Here is a 17,887-nt window from a genome sequence, read left to right on the forward strand (position 1 = left end):
CTCATCATGCCCTCCTCCTCCCTCGGCGTCCTCCTTTTCGCACATGGCGCTCGCGATCCCAACTGGGCCCGCCCCTTCGAGGCTGCCGCTGAAGCGCTGCGTGCACGGGCGCGCGAACAGGGCAACGACGCCCTCGCTGTGCGCGTCCGCCTGGCGTTCCTCGAGTTCATGACCCCCGACCTGCTTCAGGCCGGACGCGAACTGGCCGAGGCGGGGTGCGACCAGGTGACCGTGGTGCCTCTGTTTCTGGGCGCAGGCGGCCACGTGCGCAAGGACCTGCCCCGGCTGATGGACGAACTGAGCACCAGCCACCCCGGCGTGACGTGGCGACTGAGCCCTGCCGTGGGAGAGACCACCCTGCTGATCCAGGCGCTCGCCGACTCGGCCTGGCAGCTTGCCCAGCCCGATGCGCCCGACGCCTGACGTGAGCCGCCACCGCGCCACGCCCGAAGGCTCACCATGAACCTGCACCAGTTCCGCTTCGTCTGGGAAGCCGCCCGACGCAATCTGAACCTGACCGAGACAGCCAAGGCCCTGCACACCTCGCAACCCGGCATCTCTAAGGCCATCCTCGAACTGGAAGAGGAGCTGGGTGTCGACATTTTCGTTCGCCACGGCAAGCGGCTGCGCCGGGTCACCGAGCCCGGACAACAGGTGCTGCGCTCCATCGACATCATCCTGCGCGAGGTGGCCAACCTCAAACGCATCGGAGAGGAGTACGCGCTGCAGGATGCCGGCACGCTGTCGATTGCCACGACCCACACCCAGGCGCGCTATGTTCTGCCCGAGCCCGTGGCTGCGCTGCGGCGCAAATTCCCGAAAGTGGCCGTGAGCCTGCATCAGGGCACCCCCGAGCAGGTGGCGCAGATGGTGCTGGACGAAGTGGCCGACGTCGGGCTGGCCACCGAATCCCTGAGCGACTTTCCCGAACTGGTGAGCCTGCCTTGCTACGAGTGGCAGCACGTCGTCGTGATGCAGTCCAGCCATCCGCTGGCCCAGGTACCTCGACTCACGCTCGAACAGCTGGCGGCCGAGCCGCTCATCTCTTATCACCCATCGTTCACGGGGCGCAAACGAATCGACCAGGCATTTGCGCAGCGCGGCCTGAGTCCGAACGTGGTGATGGAGGCCATCGACTCGGACGTGATCAAGACCTACGCGCGCCTCGGTCTGGGCATCGGTCTGGTCGCCGAGATGGCCGTCAAGGACGACCCCCTGATGCAGACCCCGGGCAGCGAGCTGGTAGCGCGCCCGGTGGGGCACCTCTTCGGACCCAACCTCGCCCGGCTGGCCTTCAAGCGCGGCGCCTACATGCGCCAGTTCGTGCTCAGCTTTGCCGAGCTGGTCTCGGACCGCTTGAGCCGCCAGCTCATCATGCAGGCCATGCAAACTCCGAGCGGCACTGGGCGCGAGGGCAGCGACGCGGGCCTGTGAGCCGCGCCCCGGTCAACCGCGCTTGATCTGCTCGGACGGCCCGTCCACATGGAAGGGCAAGGGGTCGAGCGTGCGCCCTGACGACTCGGTGCCTGGGCCCTGCGCCAGGCCAGCAGACGGCTCAGGCGCCGTCAGGTCGTCCAGATGCAGGTCAAGGCTGATGGTGGGACGCGCCTCGGGCTGCGCCTTCACGGGGCGCGTGGCCATCAGCGGCTCGATCTCTTCCGCACCGATCTCGTTGTCGGTCAGGACCTCTGGCCCGGACACGCCGACCTCGGGCAGCAGCAGATCCACGGCCTGGCGGTCGCGCGCATCGCGCTCGGAAAGATCACGTGCCACGGCGTACAGGAACAGCAACTCGCGGTATGCAGGCAGGTCGAAGGTTTCGGCGTCGCGGTCCGGACGCGTCAGCGATTTTTCGAGCAACTCCATGGCGCGCGCAGGCGTGGGCCACAGGCTCTGGATGCGCTCCACCACGCCGGGGTAGTCACTCAGCGTGTGACCCTGCTGCAGATCGGACTCCCAGGCCGGCGCGTAGCCGTTGAAGCGCGCGTTGAAGTCGGTCTGCACGCGCTCGTAATCGGCACGCTGCCCCAGGCGCTGGTAGATCTCGAGCAACTTGAGGTAGGGCAAGGGGCTCGCACCCGTGGTGCTCTGCACGTGGCCTTCCAGCAGGTCGATGGCCGCATCGTCCTGCCCGAGCACCACGAAGAACTCGGCTTGCTGTTCAAGGTCGATCAGTTCCTCGACGGAGACCTCGCGCAAGGCCTCACGCTGGACGGGCGAGGCCAGCGTCATCACCGGTGATGCGGGCGGCGGGGTCATGGCCGGCGGCGGCGGGGGCTCCAGGCTCAGGCCGTCGGCCGTGGAAGGCACTCCGGCCGACTGGAAGACCGGCGCGGGCTGGAAGGACGACGCCACCGACTCGGGCCCCATGGACGACGCCGGAGACAGCGATGCCTGATAGGTGTCCACCTCCGACGCCACGTCGGGCGGGGGGCGGCGCACGAAATCCACCGACGTGCGGTCAAGGTCGTCGTCCACACCGGTCTCGCGCGGCTCCTGTGCCATCGCAGATGCCATCCAGTCGGACGAGGCTTCCTTGCGATAACTGCGCCACAGGCGCAAGCCCAGCCAGGCCACCAGCGGCAGCAGCACCGCCACCAGACCGGCCAGAACCATGATCAGCCAGGAGGGTACGTCGCCCAGGGGCCCGCGGGCCTCTCGCGCCTGCTCCAGCGCGGCACGGGCCTTGTCGCCCTCGGCCTGCAGGGCCACGAGGCGCTGCTCCAGTTCGGTCAGGCGCTGGCGGTCACGCGCCAGTTGCTCGGGTGTGGCGTTCAGAGCCTGCCAGAGCGCGGCGGCCGCAGCCCGTCGCTCGCGCGCGGCCGGCGAGTCATCCACCGACGACGTGACGAGCGTCTGGCTGAGTTGCAACTGCGGGATCGCCAGCGCGTCCTGCTCGACAGGGTCCAGCAGGAGGCGGCTGGCGGGCTGCGCGGGCTGGACCTTGGCGCCCAGCGAGGTGCTCAGGCCGGGCGTCCGAGGTGCAGCGGCGGCAACCGGGGAAGACGGGTCGGATGCGGCAGGCTGTCGCGGGGCCGAGGCCCGGGCTGGTGCCGGAGTCCGGGCAGCCGAACGCCGAGGAGACGCAGCGCGTTCTCCCCCCGCGTCCGCAGGGGCGCCACCGGCCACAGGGGCAGCGTCGGGCAAGGTCGGGGCCGGCACGGCAGCGGCTTCGACCGCCAGCGACGGCGGATCGACGAACAGCACGAACTTGCGGGTCACGCGGGCCTGGCAACCCGCGGCAAGGTACACCGTGACCACCGGCTCATTCACCGAGACGCGGGTCTGGAGTCGCAGCGTGGCCTCGGAGCCTCCGACGGCGCGGTCGACCGCCAGGGCCACGGCGCTGGCTGCGAGCTTGTCGTCGCCAACGTACACATCACCGACGAGGCATTCGGGGGTGAGGTCTTCACCGGCTTCGAGGCGGACCGGCACCTGCATCTGCAGGCGTTCGCCAAGGATGGCACGGCTGACGGGGCGACCGAAGCCCAAGCCGTGAGATGCAACCGGCACGAGACCCAGTGCCACTCCAGCGAGAACCGCGGCCGACACCTTGTTGAAATGCATCATGAGGGTGTGGGATGAGGCCAGGATTTCACTCTAGCATGAAGACAATTGCTTCCCTGGCCGGACAATCGCGAGGGATTCCCATCAGTTTGTTGCATCTCGTCCCGGAACATCACGGCATGACCACTGAACTGCAGACTTCGCGCCACGGTGCCACCCTCGTGCTCACGCTGCACGGCCCCGCCAACCGCAATGCCCTGTCGCCTCAGGTGTACGCGGCCGGCATCGAGACCCTGAGCATGGCGGAGGACAACCCCGAGGTGTCGGCCGTGGTGATCACCGGTTCAGGGGGGCACTTCTGCAGCGGGGGCGATTTGATGCGTCTGGCCCACAACCGGGAACACGATCTGCCCGCGCAGGCGGCTGCGATCGAGGCCTTCCATCAGTGGGTCGAGGCCTTGCAGACCTTTCCCAAACCGGTGCTGGCAGCCGTGGAAGGCCGCGCCGCAGGTGGTGGGGTGTCGCTGGCGCTCGCCTGCGATCTGCTGGTGGCCGCCGAGGACGCGCGGTTCACCATGGCCTACAGCCAGATCGGACTGTCGCCGGACGGCGGTGCCAGCTGGCAGTTGGCACGGCGGGTGGGACAAGGCCGCGCGCTGGCCTGGCTCTGGAGCGGTGGCACCCACACCGCACAGGAGTGGGCATCGGCCGGGCTCGTGCACCGGCTGGCTCCATCCGGAACGGCCCTGTCGGCTGCGCTGGGCTGGGCAGAGCAGCTCGGCAAGATGCCACCGGGCGTGCTGACCAGCATCAAGCACCTGGTTCAGTCGGCAGAAGGCCGGCCATTGCACGCCCACTTGCAGGCCGAGCAGGCTCACTTTCTACAGAATCTGGTGGCCCCGGCCGCGGGTACGGCGATCAAGGACTTTCTCCAGCGCAGGAAATCATGAGGCCGTGACGTGGGGCCTCAGGCCTTTGCGACCGTACGGCAGCGTTTCGCGGCACGCTCGAACAGCGGCGCCACCAGACGCAACTGCGTGTCTTCCAATCCGTCGCCGCTCATGCGCAGCGTGAGCATGCCGCGATTGAGCGTGAGCACGAGCAACAAGGCATCGCTCCACCAGTTGGCTGCTGCCTCGTCCAGCGCAGACAGCATGCCGTCGTCCAGCCAGGTACCGGCCACCTCTTCGGCATTGCAGAACAGGGCGAAGCGCCGCGCGAGCACCGGCGAGGCCGCCAGCGAGACACGCTGGTGCATGGCCAGCCACCGCATTTCCTCTGGCAGGGTGTGGTCCACCTGGGTCTGCATGGCATTGGTGTAGCGGCTGAAGACGTCGGTTTCCAGCGTCTGCGCCAGCGCCTTGCTCAGCAACATCATCTGCACGTCAGGCGGGAGACCGGTGTCGCAGCGAAACCGCAGCTCGTGTCCGCTGATGTAAGGGCGCTGCGAAGCACCCCATTCCACGCGCCATCCTGCGGCGGCCTCGGCCACGAAGCCCCCTCCCCGCCCGTCCTTGACACGTTTGAACTGATGCCCTTCTGACCGGGCCCATGCGGCCAACGTGTCAGCCTCACGGCCGGCTGCTCGTGGGGCGCCGATGAGTCGCTTGATGGCGGCAAACATGGCTGATGTCGGTCCCGGGTGGGACGCACGGCAGACGGCCCGAGACCCGGGCCCCTCGCACCGCGCGACGCGTTGGAGTGGCCTGTCCGGAGGGACTCGAACCCCCGACCTGCTGCTTAGAAGGCAGCTGCTCTATCCAGTTGAGCTACGGACAGCGATGCCGGCGAGTTTACGCGATGCCCCCCACAGGGGTGACCAGCGACCTCCGCGACGTGGCCGCTGCCCCACGAAGTACCGGGCCAGGCGGAGGTTCCCGCCTCCCGATCGGGCATCGGTCATCTTGCCGATGTAACCCGAACGGGCGATGAACCGTTTCGTAACATCTGGGGAGAACCCGGGGCGTCGGCTGTGGCATCCGCGGCAACGACACACCCCGCGCGGGGGATGGAGGGCATAAAACACGCGCGCCCCCCGGTAATCAGGGATTCTGCCCCTCGCGGCGATCCAATTACAGTTAGATACAAGTTTCCGTGGATAGATGCATGCCGCGTGGGTGGCAGCGGGGGCTCGCCACCGACCTCCACGCCCCATCGCCCGCCTGAAAGGTGTCAACACATGTCCCGCTTCGCCCTGGTTCTGCCCTTGATTTCGGCTCTGGCTGCCGCAGCACCCGCCCACGCGCAGCTGGTGGTCACCTCGGGTTTCGACAGCGGCGCCATCACGGTCGGCCCGCAGGCCGGAGCCGCGCAGGCATCGTTCCTGAGTGCCACAGGGGGTCAGGTCATGCTCGACTTTGAAAGCGCGTTGCCGAAGGGCGTGTCCATCAAGGGCGGCTCGATCACCAGCGATGCGACGTGCGAGCCGGTCTTCTGTGGCACCAACACCACCACGGGCGGCAGCATGTTCCTGTTGTCACCCGGGTTCAAGACCACGCTGACGTTCTCGTTCGACGAGGGCATCCACTACTTCGGCGCCTATTTCTCCGGCCTGCAACTGGCCAAGAGCGCCATCACCTTCAGCGACGGCACGCAGCAGAGCATCACGCTGCCGTACGCCAGCGTGAGCCAGGGTGGACTGGCATTCGTCGGGTTCCAGTACAACTCGGCGCTCATCAAGTCGGTGAGCATCTACACCGGGAGCGACATCGTGGCGGTGGACGACGTGGTTTACGGCCGCGGCCCGGTCGCGGCCGTCCCCGAGGCCGGCACGCTCGGGATGATGGCGCTGGGCCTGCTGGCGGTGGCGGGCGCGGCGCGGCGCCGCTTGGGCTGAACGCCGCCAGCTTTCAGCGGGCCAGTGTGCCCGAACGCACCCGGAACACCTGCACGGAGCGCTCCAGCGTACCCGCGCGCCGCTGCAGGGCCTGGCAGGCTGCCGCGGTTTCCTGAGCCAGCGCCGCGTTCTGTTGCGCCGAGGATTCGAATCCCGCAACGGCACCATTGAGGTCCTGGATCCCACCCGACTGCTCGACGGCAGCCTGGCGAACGTGATCGACCAGCGTGCTGACCTGCGCCACCGCGTCCACCATCTCCTGGATCACGTCCTGGGTGACGCGCACACGGGCCGCGCCGTCGGCCACCTGGTTCACCGACGTGTCGATGAGCGAGCGGATTTCGCGCGCGGCCTCGCTGGCACGATGCGCCAGTGCCCGTACCTCGGATGCGACCACCCCGAAGCCCCTGCCCTGCTCGCCTGCCCGAGCCGCCTCCACCGCGGCGTTGAGCGAGAGGATGTTGGTCTGGAAGGCAATGCCTTCAATGACCTGATTGATCTCGGCGACCCGCCGGGACGAGGCTTCGATGCTGCCCATGGTCTGCACGATGTCGCCCACTGCCTGGCCACCTCGCTGCGCCACCGCGGTGGCCCGCGCGCCGAGCTCGGCGGCCTTGTGGACCGCGTCCGCTGTGCCGCTCACCACGCTCGTCATTTCCTCCATCGTGGAGGCCGTCTTCTGCACTTCGGCAGACTGCTGCTCGGTGCGCCCGGAGAGGTCGTCGCTGCCTTGGGCGATTTCCTGGGCACCAGCCTTCATCGCATCCACTTCGGTGCGGACGTCTTCGACGATGGCCTGCATGTTGAGGTTGATGAGCCACAAACGGCGCAGGAGCTGCCCAAGGGGGTGCCGGCGCATGAACCGCACGTTGCCATTCAGATTGCAGCCCGCGATGTGGGCAGCCAGCTCACTGGCCTTCTCGAGTGGCCGAGAGACGTAGCCCTCAAACCACCAGACGACCAGCCCGACCAGCGCGAGGGCGGCTGCCGTCTGCACGGGCCACGGCCATGCGCTGTGCCAGACCCAGGCCTGCGCGGCCATCAAGGCGAGCAGCACCAGGGCCATGCGTTGAGTGAGCGTGAGACGGTGCACGCGCTGGGGCCAGTCCCGCCAACCCACCAGGCGCATCGCGCCGGCATGGATGCGAACGGTCTGACGCCCGCTGGCGCGCTCACGGGTGACCTTGCCATACAGGGCTTCTGCCCGTTCGATCTGGTCGCGACTGGGCTTGATGCGAACCGACATGTAGCCCTTGGGCTTGCCGTCTTCCATGACCGGCGTGACATTGGCCAGCACCCAGTAGTGGTCGCCGTTCTTGCGCCGGTTCTTCACCAGGCCGGTCCAGGGGCGCCCGCGGCCGATCGTGCTCCACATGTCCCGGAAGGCCTCCGGCGGCATGTCGGGATGGCGCACGACGCTGTGCGGTTGCCCCATCAACTCGTCGTACCCGAAACCGCTCACTTCGACGAAGGCGCCGTTGCAATGAGTGATCCGCCCCTGCGGGTCGGTGGTGGAAACGAGCTTGTACTCAGCGGGATAGTCGTATTCGCGCCCGGTGACGGGTGCTTGTTCTGCTGTCATGGTCTGCATCTCGGGATACACCAAGGGCTGGCACCGGTCGCGACCATGATGGACGCCGGGAACCCTCTAGGAGTATCGGACGGGCACGCCAAGAGCACAGTGCCAGGATGCCCGCCTCGGATGCAGAAAAGATGGCGTTTGATGTATGTCAACCGTCAGTACACGGAAGGCCCGGGGGCCTCAACGCAGCCGGGTTCGCCCCAGCCTCCGGGCGTTCGCGGTGGCCTTGCGGTGCACCGGAGCCAGCCCCTTGTCCAGCACCCCCAGCGAGGCACGTTGCCAGGCTGCCGTGGCTTCCCACCATTGCGCGGCAGGATGCTTGCCGGCGCTGCCCGCCAGACCGGATTGAAGCAGCGATCCGAAGAAGCGTTGATGGGCCTGGACGCCATGGGTCCACATGGCCAGCCATGACTGGAAGAACGCCACTTGCTTCTCGGCCACCATGCCGGTGAACTCCTTGTGGTCGCGGGATGACAGCACCGGACCCGCGAGCATCATGCGGGCCACGCGGTGTCCCATCACCTGGGGCACCGCCATCGCCAGTTCCTGGCTGCGGGTGGCGAGCCGGGTGGCGGCGACATGGGAACGACGAGCGGACATGATCGGATCCTGAGGAGTGGTCTTCCCCTCATCAAGCAAGTGGCGGGCCTGCCGTGCGTGGGCACGTCGTTTGCCGCTCATGGTTCCTCACCTTCAACAAAGGAGCTTTCCATGAACCGCGATCAGATCAAGGGTACGGCCAAGGACGTGGCTGGCAAGGTGCAACGCGAGGTCGGCAAGGCCATCGGCAGCCCGGAGCATCAGGGCAAGGGGCTGGCACGCCAGGCCGAGGGCAAGGTGCAGAAGGCCTATGGCGACGCCAAGGAGGAGCTGAACAAGCCTCGCCGCCCGTGACAGGGCCCAAAACGAAACGGGCCGGCATCATGACGATGCCAGCCCGCTGAATGGATGGTCGGGGCGGTGGGATTCGAACTCACGACCCTCTGCTCCCAAAGCAGATGCGCTACCAGGCTGCGCTACGCCCCGACTGAGCCGCCATTGTAGTCGCCAATTGCGACGCCCCGGCCGCAGCGTGGTGGATCGGCCTCAGGCGTTGAGCTGCGCCCACGATTTTTCCAGCCGTTTGACACTCACCGGCTGCGGTGTGCGCAGCTCCTGCGCGAACAGGCTGATGCGCAGTTCTTCCAGCAACCAGCGGAATTCGTCCAGGCGCGCGTCGTGCGTGCCCTTCAGCTCGGCCAGGCGCCGTGTGTAACGCTGGTCCAGCGGTCTCAATTCGGTCAGCCGCTGCGCGTCCCGGGCAGCGTCCCCCTTCAGTTTGTCCAGCCGCAGCACCACCCCTTTCAGGTAACGCGGGAAATGCTGCAGTTGCGTGTACGGGGTCTGCGCCACAAAGCGCTTGGGCATCAGGCGCTGAAGCTGAGCCGTGATGTCGTCGGCCACGTCCTTGGGCGGGCGGGCGTCTTTCAGCTTGCGCAGGGCGGCGGCGTACTCGGTCAGCACGGTGCCGGCCAAACGGGCCACTTCCTGCGCGATCAGATTGAGGCGTGTGCGGCCTTCTTCCACGCGCGCCTTGAAGCTGGCCGCATCGGTGGGCAACGGGTCGGCCAGGTAGGCGCGGTCGAGCGCCACATCGATGATCTGCTCGCGCAGCTCGTCCGCCGTGCCCAGGCTCATGTAGGCCATCGCCATCTTCTGCAGATCCGGGATGTTTTTTTCCAGGTACTTGAGCGACTCACGGATCTGCAGAGCCACCAGCCGGCGCAGGCCCGCGCGGTGCTTCGCAGCGGCGACATCGGGCTCGTCGAAGATGTCGATTTCGACGTGGTTGCCCTTGTCGATCAGCGCCGGGAAGCCCACCAGCGTGTGGCCGCCGCGCTGGATCTCCATCAGCTCGGGCAGTTCACCGAAGGTCCAGTCCGTCAGCGGCGTGCTGGCCGCGGGTGACTTGCTTTGCCCGGCGGCCGTGCCGCCCTTCGGCGTGGTGGTGGGTGCGACCGAAGCCGAAGCCGAAGCCGAAGCCGAAGCCGCAGTCTGGCCGGATCCGCCGCGCGCGACACGGGTCGCCTGAGGGGCACTCCGGGCATCCAGTGGCGACGCCGCGCCGTCAGCAGCCAACGCCCCCTCACCGCCCTGCACCACTTCCTTGGCCTTGAGCGCAGCCAGCGCCTGAAACGCGCCGCGCGCCAGCGAGCCCAGCTCGGCCTTGAGCGCCGGCAGGTTGCGGCCCATGCCCAGTTGGCGACCGTGCTCGTCGACCACGCGGTAATTCATGAACAGGTGGGGCGGCAGCATGTCGAGCTTGAAGTCGGCGCGCTTGATGTCGAGCTGCGTCTTGTCGCGCACGGCCTTGAGCAGCTGCTCCATCAGGCTGCCCTGCCCGAACTCGGCAGCCTGCACGAACGATTCGGCGTAATCCGGCAGCGGCACCAGCCGCGCGCGCGGCTTCTGATGCAGGCTCTTGACCAGCGCCAGCACCTTGTCCTTGAGCATGCCGGGCACCAGCCATTCGCCGCGCTCATCGCCGACCTGGTTGAGCGCGAAGATGGGCACGGTCACGGTCACGCCGTCGCGCGCATCGCCGGGCTCGTGCAGGTAGGTGGCCGTGCAGTCGACACCACCCAGGCGGATCACCTTGGGAAAGGCCGCACTGGTGATGCCGGCGGCCTCGTGGCGCATCAGCTCTTCGCGACTCAGGTAGAGCAGCTTGGGGTTCTCGCGGCTGGCATGGCGGTACCAGCGCTCGAAGCTGTGCCCGCTCATCACGTCGGGCGGGATCTGCGCGTCGTAGAAGGCGTGGATCAGCTCGTCGTCCACGAGGACGTCCTGGCGGCGGGACTTGTGCTCCAGCTGCTCGACCTGCGCGATCAGCTTGCGGTTGTGCGCCAGGAAGGGCAGACGGGTCTCCCATTCCTGGCCGACCAGGGCCTCGCGGATGAAGATCTCGCGCGCCTCGCGGGCATTGACCAGGCCATAGTTGACGCGCTTGTTGTTGTAGACGACCAGGCCATACAGCGTGGCCCGCTCCAGCGCGACGACCTCTGCGGCCTTCTTCTCCCAATGGGGCTCCAGCAGCTGCTTCTTGAGCAGGTGCTGGCCCATGAAAACGAGCCACTGCGCGTCGATGTTCGCAATGCCACGGCCATACAGCTTGGTGGTTTCGACCAGTTCGGCAGCCAGAATCCAGCGCCCCGGCTTCTTGCTCAGGTTGGCGCCCGGGTGTTTCCAGAACTTGATGCCGCGCGCACCCAGGTACCACTCATCCTCGTCGCTCTTGACGCCGACGTTGCCCAGCAGGCCGGACAGCAACGACAGGTGCACCTGCTCGTAGGTGGCCGGCGTGCCGTTGAGACGCCAGTTGTGCTCGGCCACCACGGTGTGCAGCTGGCTGTACACGTCGCGCCATTCGCGCACGCGGCGGGGGTTGATGAAGTTCTCGCGCAGCAACGCCTCGTACTTGCGGTGGCTGAGCTTGTGCTTCTCGGGCTCGCCCGGGGCCTGGTGCCCATGACCACCCCGGCTTTCGTCCAGCCACTTCCAGAGCTTGAGCGTGCCCATGAACTCCGACTTCTCGTCGTCGAACTGCTTGTGCTTCTGGTCGGCCTGCTGTTGCTGGTCGATGGGCCGGTCGCGCACGTCCTGCACGCTCAAGGAAGCGGCGATCACCAGCACCTCGGCCAGGGCCTGGCGGTCCTTGGCTTCGAGGATCATGCGGCCCACACGCGGGTCGAGCGGCAGCTTCGCCAGCGTCTGGCCCAGCGGCGTGATCTCGTTGTTGTCGTCGACGGCGCCCAGCTCGTTGAGCAGCTGGTAGCCGTCGGCAATGGCCTTGCGCAGCGGGGGCTCGATGAAGGGGAAGTCCTCCACATGGCCCAGGTGCAGCGACTTCATCCGCAGGATCACGCCGGCCAATGAGCTGCGCAGGATCTCCGGGTCGGTGAAGCGCGGACGCGCGTTGAAGTCCTTCTCGTCGTACAGGCGGATGCAGATGCCGTTGGCCACCCGGCCGCAACGGCCAGCGCGCTGGTTGGCCGCCGCCTGGCTGATGGGCTCGATCTGCAGCTGCTCGACCTTGTTGCGGAAGCTGTAGCGCTTGACGCGCGCCTGCCCGCTGTCGATCACGTAGCGGATGCCGGGCACTGTCAGCGAGGTCTCGGCCACGTTGGTGGCCAGCACGATGCGGCGGCCGTTGCCGGTCTGGAAGACACGGTCCTGCTCCTGCTGGCTCAGGCGGGCGAACAGCGGCAGCACCTCGGCCACCGTGCGGTGCTCGGCCAGGTGCTTGCGCAGGTGGTCGGCCGCCTCGCGGATCTCCCGCTCGCCGGGCAGGAACACCAGGATGTCGCCACTGCCCTCGCGCCAGAGCTCGTCCACGCCATCGGCTATGGCCTCGTTGAGGCCGTACTCGCGGCTTTCCTCGAACGGGCGATAGCGCTGCTCGACCGGGAACAGCCGGCCCGAGACCATGATCACGGGCGCAGGCCCCTTGGCCGATTCGAAGTGCTTCGCAAAGCGCTCGGCATCGATCGTGGCCGAGGTGACGATGATCTTGAGATCGGGCCGGCGTGGCAGCAGCTGGCGCAGGTAGCCCAGCAGGAAGTCGATGTTGAGGCTGCGCTCGTGGGCCTCGTCGATGATGAGGGTGTCGTAAGCGCGCAGGTCCGGGTCGCCCTGGGTCTCGGCAAGCAGGATGCCGTCGGTCATCAGCTTGACGGACGAACCGGGCTGCAGCCGGTCCTGGAAGCGCACCTTGTAGCCCACCACCTCGCCCAACGGCGTGTTGAGTTCTTCGGCAATGCGCTTGGCCACGCTGGACGCGGCAATCCGCCGCGGCTGGGTGTGGCCGATCAGCTTGGGGCGTTCATGCCGCCTGGCATTCAGCTCGCGCACCTGCCCCCAGCCGCCCCGGCCCATGGCCAGCGCGATCTTGGGCAGCTGCGTGGTCTTGCCCGAACCCGTTTCGCCGCAGACGATGATGACCTGGTGGTCGCGCAGGGCGGCCTCGATCTCGGCGCGTTTGCCGCTGACGGGCAGCGATTCGGGGAAGGTGATGGACGGCAAGGCGGACACGGGGCAGCAGGGCAGGACGGGCAGCAAAGGGGCATTATCCCAAGCTCGATCCGGTCGGGTACCGCGAGGGCAACGCCACCCTTCGGGCAAGGCGGCACACCCGGGCGAAGGAGTCAGGCTGTTGTTTTTGTGACATTGACCACGGCTTCGTGGTTCACGTCCTGAAAAACCCCGCGACACCACCGATGTAACCTCATCATTCCTGCGGAAGCCCTCCTCCCCCACTTCGTGCGCCCTGCGATCCGCTCCGATCTCGCCGACCTTGTGCTGGGTACCGACCCGCGCATGCGGAAGTCGCTCGGCCTCATGTTGCTCGTCAACAGCCTCTACCCGCTGAATGCGGTGCTGGCCTGGTGGGCCATGCGTGCGGACTTCATGCAGGACGAGGTGGGGCTCTTTCTCATCTCCTACATTCTGGTCGGCCCGGCGCTGTTCTACGCCGCCATCCGTTCAGGTTGGACGCAGCGCTTCCAAGACCCGATGCTGGTCTTCCCCATGAGCCTGTTCTGCGTGGTGAGCATCATCATCAGCTTTGCCGGCCTGAATGCGGAACTGCACGGCGTGGTGCTGGCCATCCTGCCTCTGGTGCTCATGGCCGGCCAGTTCAGCCTGGCGCCGTCGCAGATCCGGGCGCTGGGTCTGCTGTCCGTGCTCGGCATCGGGTTGGTCACGCTGTGGCACTGGCAAACGACGCCCGCCAGCGAGCACCAGTTCGTCCGCGACGTGGTGCAGGTGGTCTACATCGCCGGGGTGTTGCTGGTGAGCTCGAAGGTCGCACAGATCGTGACCCGGTTGCGACACCAACTGGTGCGCAGCCAGACCGAACTGGGTGATGCGCTGGCGCGCGTCCAGCTTCTGGCGACCCGTGACGAGCTGACCGGGCTGCCCAACCGCCGGCGCATGGACGAGATCTTGACGGAAGAGACCCGGCGCCATGCACGCCAGGGCGTGCCGTTCAGCATAGCGCTGATCGACCTGGATCATTTCAAGCGGATCAACGACACGCACGGCCACCATGTGGGCGACGACGTGCTGCGCCACTTCGCTGAACGGGCCCGGTCCGCCTTGCGCGAGGTGGACGTGCTGGCCCGCTGGGGTGGCGAAGAGTTCCTGCTGCTGTGTCCCGGCAGCCAGATGGAGCAGGCCGCCGTGGGCCTGGCACGCCTTCAGGCTCGGCTGGCTGCAGAGCCCCTGTTGCCCCACCTGCCAGGGTTGAGCGTGACCTTCTCGGCCGGGCTGACCGTGCACTGGCAGGATGAAAGGATCGAGGCCAGCATCGAGCGGGCAGACCGTGCGCTGTATCAGGCCAAGGCCCAGGGCCGCAATCGCTGGGTCCAAAGCCCGTAACATTGGGGGTTTGCGCATCCGGCCCAGCCGCCCTCCCCTGCCCGCCCCACCGCGACCGCCATGGATCTGGTCTTTCCCCACACTTTCGTGCCCTGGTTTCGATCCGTGGCGCCTCACATTCACGCGCACCGCGGCAAGACCTTTGTGGTCGGCCTGTCAGGCGAACTGATCGCGGCCGGCAAGCTCGAGAGCTTTGTGCAGGACCTGGCCCTGATGCAGGCCATGGGCATCAAGATCGTGCTGGCGCACGGCTTCCGCCCGCAGCTGGAAGAACAGCTGCGGCTCAAGGGCCAGGAATCGAAGTTCAGCCACGGCATGCGCATCACCGACGCCGTAGCGCTGGACTGCGCCCAGGAAGCAGCCGGCCAGCTACGCTATGAAATCGAAGCGGCGTTTTCACTGGGGCTGCCGAACACACCGATGGCAGGCGCGTCGGTCAGCGTCATCTCCGGCAACTTCGTGACAGCCCGCCCGGTCGGTATCGTCGACGGGGTGGACTTCATCCACACCGGGCTGGTGCGCAAGATCGACGCCGTGGCCGTGCGCCGCGCCATCGACACCGGCGCGCTGGTCATGCTCTCGCCGTTCGGCTTTTCCCACACCGGCGAGGCCTTCAACCTGAGCATGGAGGATGTGGCCACCAGTGCGGCCATCGCGCTGAAGGCCGACAAGCTGATCTTCGTGACCGAAGTCCGGGGCATCCTGCAGAGCATCGTGCAAGAGCCAGCGAGGGCCGCTGAACTGGAGGCCCGGCAACACGATCCGGATGTCGAAATCGATCAGGAACTGGCGCTGGCCGATGCCAAGCGCCTGCTGGCCGCCCTGCCCAACCCGCTGCAGCCCACCGACACGGCCTTCTACCTGCAGCACGCTGTCAAAGCCAGCGAAGGCGGGGTGGAGCGCGTGCACATCATCCCGTACAAGGTCGATGGCGCCCTGCTGATGGAGGTGTTCACGCACGATGGCGTGGGCACCATGATCGTCGACGAAAAGCTGGAAAGCCTGCGCGAGGCCACGCCGGACGACGTCGGCGGCATCCTGCAGCTGATCGAGCCGTTCGAGCAGGACGGCACGCTGGTCAAGCGCAGCCGCACCGAAATCGAACGCGACATCCACCAGTACACCGTGATCGAGCACGACGGCGTGATCTTCGGTTGCGCGGCGCTCTACCCCTTCCCCGAAGCCAGCACCGCCGAGATGGCTGCGCTCACGATCTCGCCCAATGTGCAGGGCCAGGGCGACGGCGAACGCATCCTGAAGCGCATCGAACAACGCGCTCGGGCAATGGGCCTGTCCACCCTGTTTGTTTTGACCACGCGTACCATGCACTGGTTCATCAAGCGCGGCTTCGCGCCGGTCGATCCGGACTGGCTGCCCGAAGCGCGCAAGCGCAGCTACAAGTGGGACCGGCGCTCTCAGGTGCTGGTCAAGAACCTCAAATAACCAACGACACCTTTCCCTGGATCGACACCATGGCACGCACCATCCAATGCAAGCACCTCAACAAGGAAGCCGAGGGCCTGGACTTCGCCCCCTATCCCGGTGAGCTGGGCAAGCGCATCTACAACGAAATCTCGAAGGAAGCCTGGCAGATGTGGCTCAAGCACCAGACCATGCTGGTGAACGAAAACCGCCTGAACCTGGCCGACGCCCGCGCGCGCCAGTACCTGGCCCGCCAGATGGAGCAGTTCTTCTTCGGCGCCGGCGCCGAACAGGTGCAGGGTTACGTGCCGCCGGCTCAGTGAGCGGCCGCGGGGCGGCTGATCCGCACGGGAAAGATCCGTGCGGGGTGGTCGACCCCCATCCACGTGGTGGCGGCCTTGACCGCCACCAGGGCGAAGACACTGCCCATCCACTCGAGCCCTTCTTCGAGGCTCAAGGCCACCAGCAGACCGCGCGGCCACGCGTCACCGGCCGCTTCGGCGTGCAGCAAGCGCTCCACCATCGCCTCGCCGCCCTGGGCCAGCACCAGTGTCGCCCCTGAGAGCAGCAGCATCTGCCCGTCGGGATAACGCCAGCCATCCTCACGGAGGACATAGCGCCAACCGGCCCGGATGCTGGTCGCGAAGGACACGATGACCGCAGCCATCAGCCCCCCGGTGATCAGGCGGCGACCGACGTCGATGTCGGGATTCACGTAGTAGCGCCAGGACATCAGCTGCTTGCCGCTGGGCACCCACTCCGGCGGCAGGCCAGCCTCTCGCACGGCCAGCGTCACGAACACCAGGGCGAAAGCAAGGGCCACCCCGCGCGGTGCGCGGCTGCGCCACAGCAGGTAGAGCGAGGCCAGCGCCCAGGTCAGCACGGATGCACGTTCAACGACGCCGTCCTCGGCCATCCACGTTGCCACGGTGTCGGGATTCACCGTAAAGGGCAAGGCCACCAACATGGCCGACACCCCGCCCCAGCACCACAACACAACACGCAACAACGACACAGACAATCCCGACGGCAAAAGGCCGCGATGATTGTGGTGTGACGCCGTGATGTCAAGCCCCTGATCCGGACAGCGCATGCTGCCCGGCGGGTGGCGCCGCCGGTCAGGCGGGCATCAGGAAGTCGCGGCTGATGCCGTAGCCCAGGTCGCTGACGCGGTCCAGAAACTGCGTGAGGTAGGCATGCAGGCCGGTGGCGAGGATCTCGTCGATGCGGCCGAACTGCAGGTCGGCGCGCAGGCGACCCGCCCGGCGCAGCGTCTCATGGCTGTGGTCATTGGCCACGGCGCGCAGGTTGCTGACCACCTCGTCCATGCAGTAGACGAGCGAGCGCGGCATCTCGGCGCGCAGGATCAGCAGCTCGGCCACCTTCTCCGGGCGGATCACGTTGCGGTAGACCTTGCGGTAGACCTCGAAGGCCGAGACCGAGCGCAGCACCGCAGACCAGTGGTAGAAGTCGACTTCCTTGCCTTCGTTGCCGGCGCCCGAGCCGAAGAACTCGGTGTTGCGGGCGTGGAACTTCACGTCCAGCATGCGCGCCGTGTTGTCGGCTCGCTCCAGGAAGGTGCCGATGCGCTGGAAGTGAAAGGCCTCGTCCTGCAGCATGGTGCCCAGCGTCACCCCGCGCGACAGGTGCGAGCGGAACTTCACCCACTCGAACACCTCGCCCGGGTCCCGCTCCAGCATGCCTTCCTTGAGCACGCGGTTGAACTCCAGCCAGGTCTGGTTGGTGGTCTCCCACACCTCGGTGGTGAGGGCCCCGCGCACGGCACGGGCATTTTCGCGGGCCGCACGCAGGCAGTTGAGGATGCTCGACGGGTTGCCCGGATCGCTGACCATGAAGGTCATCACGTTGCGGGCCGACAGTTCGCCGTGCTTCTTGAGGTAGTCGCTGGTCAGCTCGCTGATGCTGAGCAGGCCCTTCCAGCCGTTCTGCGCCGCCTCCTGCGACTGGGGCAGCAGCGAGGTCTGGTAGTTCACGTCCAGCAGGCGCGCGGTGTTCTCGGCGCGCTCCATGTAGCGGGCCATCCAGAAAAGGTGATCGGCGGTGCGCGACAGCATGGGCTTGGTCTCCGTGTGCGGGGCCGCCTGGCGCAGGGCCCCGGATTC

15 protein-coding genes and 2 tRNA genes are annotated in these 17,887 nt (G+C 67.0%); 8 read left to right on the plus strand and 9 right to left on the minus strand.

The window, feature by feature from the left end; translation table 11 throughout:
• The first annotated feature begins 6 nt into the window (after positions 1-6).
• Both QZ709_RS17310 and QZ709_RS17315 read left to right on the plus strand, forming a co-directional pair.
• On the plus strand, positions 7-423 hold the full coding sequence (locus QZ709_RS17310) for a CbiX/SirB N-terminal domain-containing protein (RefSeq protein ID WP_294638684.1): 417 nt from the start codon (positions 7-9) through the stop codon (positions 421-423).
• 36 nt (positions 424-459) lie between these two features.
• Positions 460-1,434 carry a CysB family HTH-type transcriptional regulator gene (locus QZ709_RS17315; protein ID WP_294638685.1) on the plus strand — a complete coding sequence of 325 codons (975 nt, stop codon included), beginning with the start codon at positions 460-462 and terminating at the stop codon, positions 1,432-1,434.
• A 12-nt stretch (positions 1,435-1,446) separates the two neighbouring features.
• Here QZ709_RS17315 and QZ709_RS17320 read toward each other — a convergent pair whose 3' ends face one another.
• Positions 1,447-3,570 carry a hypothetical protein gene (locus tag QZ709_RS17320; protein WP_294638686.1) on the minus strand — a complete coding sequence of 708 codons (2,124 nt, stop codon included), beginning with the start codon at positions 3,568-3,570 and terminating at the stop codon, positions 1,447-1,449.
• Positions 3,571-3,686: 116 nt separating this feature from the next.
• On the opposite strand from QZ709_RS17320, the gene QZ709_RS17325 reads away from it, so the two are divergent.
• Positions 3,687-4,457 (plus strand): oxepin-CoA hydrolase, alternative type, encoded by a 771-nt coding sequence (locus tag QZ709_RS17325; RefSeq protein WP_294638687.1) that lies wholly within the window; start codon positions 3,687-3,689, stop codon positions 4,455-4,457.
• 17 nt (positions 4,458-4,474) lie between these two features.
• Here the strand turns inward: QZ709_RS17325 and QZ709_RS17330 are convergent, their stop codons facing one another.
• Together QZ709_RS17330 and QZ709_RS17335 are read right to left on the minus strand one after the other, a co-directional pair.
• A complete protein-coding gene (locus QZ709_RS17330) occupies positions 4,475-5,131 on the minus strand; it encodes a hypothetical protein (RefSeq protein ID WP_294638688.1) in 657 nt (218 codons plus the stop codon).
• A gap of 78 nt (positions 5,132-5,209) precedes the next feature.
• Positions 5,210-5,286: transfer RNA gene (locus QZ709_RS17335), tRNA-Arg, on the minus strand.
• 400 nt (positions 5,287-5,686) lie between these two features.
• On the opposite strand from QZ709_RS17335, the gene QZ709_RS17340 reads away from it, so the two are divergent.
• Complete coding sequence (locus QZ709_RS17340) at positions 5,687-6,343, plus strand: PEP-CTERM sorting domain-containing protein (RefSeq protein ID WP_294638689.1); 657 nt, start codon at positions 5,687-5,689, stop codon at positions 6,341-6,343.
• Between the two features lie 13 nt (positions 6,344-6,356).
• Here QZ709_RS17340 and QZ709_RS17345 read toward each other — a convergent pair whose 3' ends face one another.
• Positions 6,357-7,925, minus strand: coding sequence for a PAS domain-containing methyl-accepting chemotaxis protein (locus QZ709_RS17345; RefSeq protein ID WP_294638690.1), 1,569 nt, complete (start codon positions 7,923-7,925; stop codon positions 6,357-6,359).
• 180 nt (positions 7,926-8,105) lie between these two features.
• Positions 8,106-8,525, minus strand: a complete 420-nt coding sequence (locus QZ709_RS17350; RefSeq protein ID WP_294638692.1) for a polyhydroxyalkanoate granule-associated phasin — start codon at positions 8,523-8,525, stop codon at positions 8,106-8,108.
• A gap of 111 nt (positions 8,526-8,636) precedes the next feature.
• Here QZ709_RS17350 and QZ709_RS17355 point away from each other — a divergent pair, with 111 nt between their 5' ends.
• Positions 8,637-8,819: a CsbD family protein gene (locus QZ709_RS17355; protein ID WP_294638694.1), complete on the plus strand. Its 183-nt coding sequence runs from the start codon at positions 8,637-8,639 to the stop codon at positions 8,817-8,819.
• 55 nt (positions 8,820-8,874) lie between these two features.
• On the opposite strand, the gene QZ709_RS17360 is transcribed toward QZ709_RS17355, so the two are convergent.
• Positions 8,875-8,951: transfer RNA gene (locus QZ709_RS17360), tRNA-Pro, on the minus strand.
• Between the two features lie 60 nt (positions 8,952-9,011).
• Positions 9,012-12,995 (minus strand): ATP-dependent RNA helicase HrpA, encoded by a 3,984-nt coding sequence (gene hrpA / locus QZ709_RS17365; RefSeq protein ID WP_294638695.1) that lies wholly within the window; start codon positions 12,993-12,995, stop codon positions 9,012-9,014.
• A gap of 285 nt (positions 12,996-13,280) precedes the next feature.
• Between hrpA and QZ709_RS17370 the strand changes: the two genes are divergently transcribed.
• From QZ709_RS17370 to QZ709_RS17380, 3 genes are read left to right on the plus strand one after another with little or no spacing between them, the layout of a single operon-like run.
• A complete protein-coding gene (locus QZ709_RS17370; RefSeq protein ID WP_294638696.1) occupies positions 13,281-14,342 on the plus strand; it encodes a diguanylate cyclase in 1,062 nt (353 codons plus the stop codon).
• Positions 14,343-14,402: 60 nt separating this feature from the next.
• Positions 14,403-15,785, plus strand: coding sequence for an amino-acid N-acetyltransferase (gene argA / locus QZ709_RS17375; RefSeq protein WP_294638698.1), 1,383 nt, complete (start codon positions 14,403-14,405; stop codon positions 15,783-15,785).
• A gap of 29 nt (positions 15,786-15,814) precedes the next feature.
• Entirely contained in the window at positions 15,815-16,087 is a 273-nt protein-coding gene (locus QZ709_RS17380) for an oxidative damage protection protein (RefSeq protein ID WP_294638700.1), read from the plus strand.
• Here QZ709_RS17380 and QZ709_RS17385 read toward each other — a convergent pair.
• Positions 16,081-16,731: a hypothetical protein gene (locus tag QZ709_RS17385; protein ID WP_294638701.1), complete on the minus strand. Its 651-nt coding sequence runs from the start codon at positions 16,729-16,731 to the stop codon at positions 16,081-16,083. The genes QZ709_RS17380 and QZ709_RS17385 overlap by 7 nt on opposite strands.
• 151 nt (positions 16,732-16,882) lie before the next feature.
• Positions 16,883-17,839 carry an alpha-E domain-containing protein gene (locus tag QZ709_RS17390; protein WP_294638770.1) on the minus strand — a complete coding sequence of 319 codons (957 nt, stop codon included), beginning with the start codon at positions 17,837-17,839 and terminating at the stop codon, positions 16,883-16,885.
• Positions 17,840-17,887: the final 48 nt, after the last annotated feature.

It is taken from the genome of uncultured Aquabacterium sp. (assembly GCF_913773725.1).
Lineage (GTDB): Bacteria > Pseudomonadota > Gammaproteobacteria > Burkholderiales > Burkholderiaceae_C > Aquabacterium.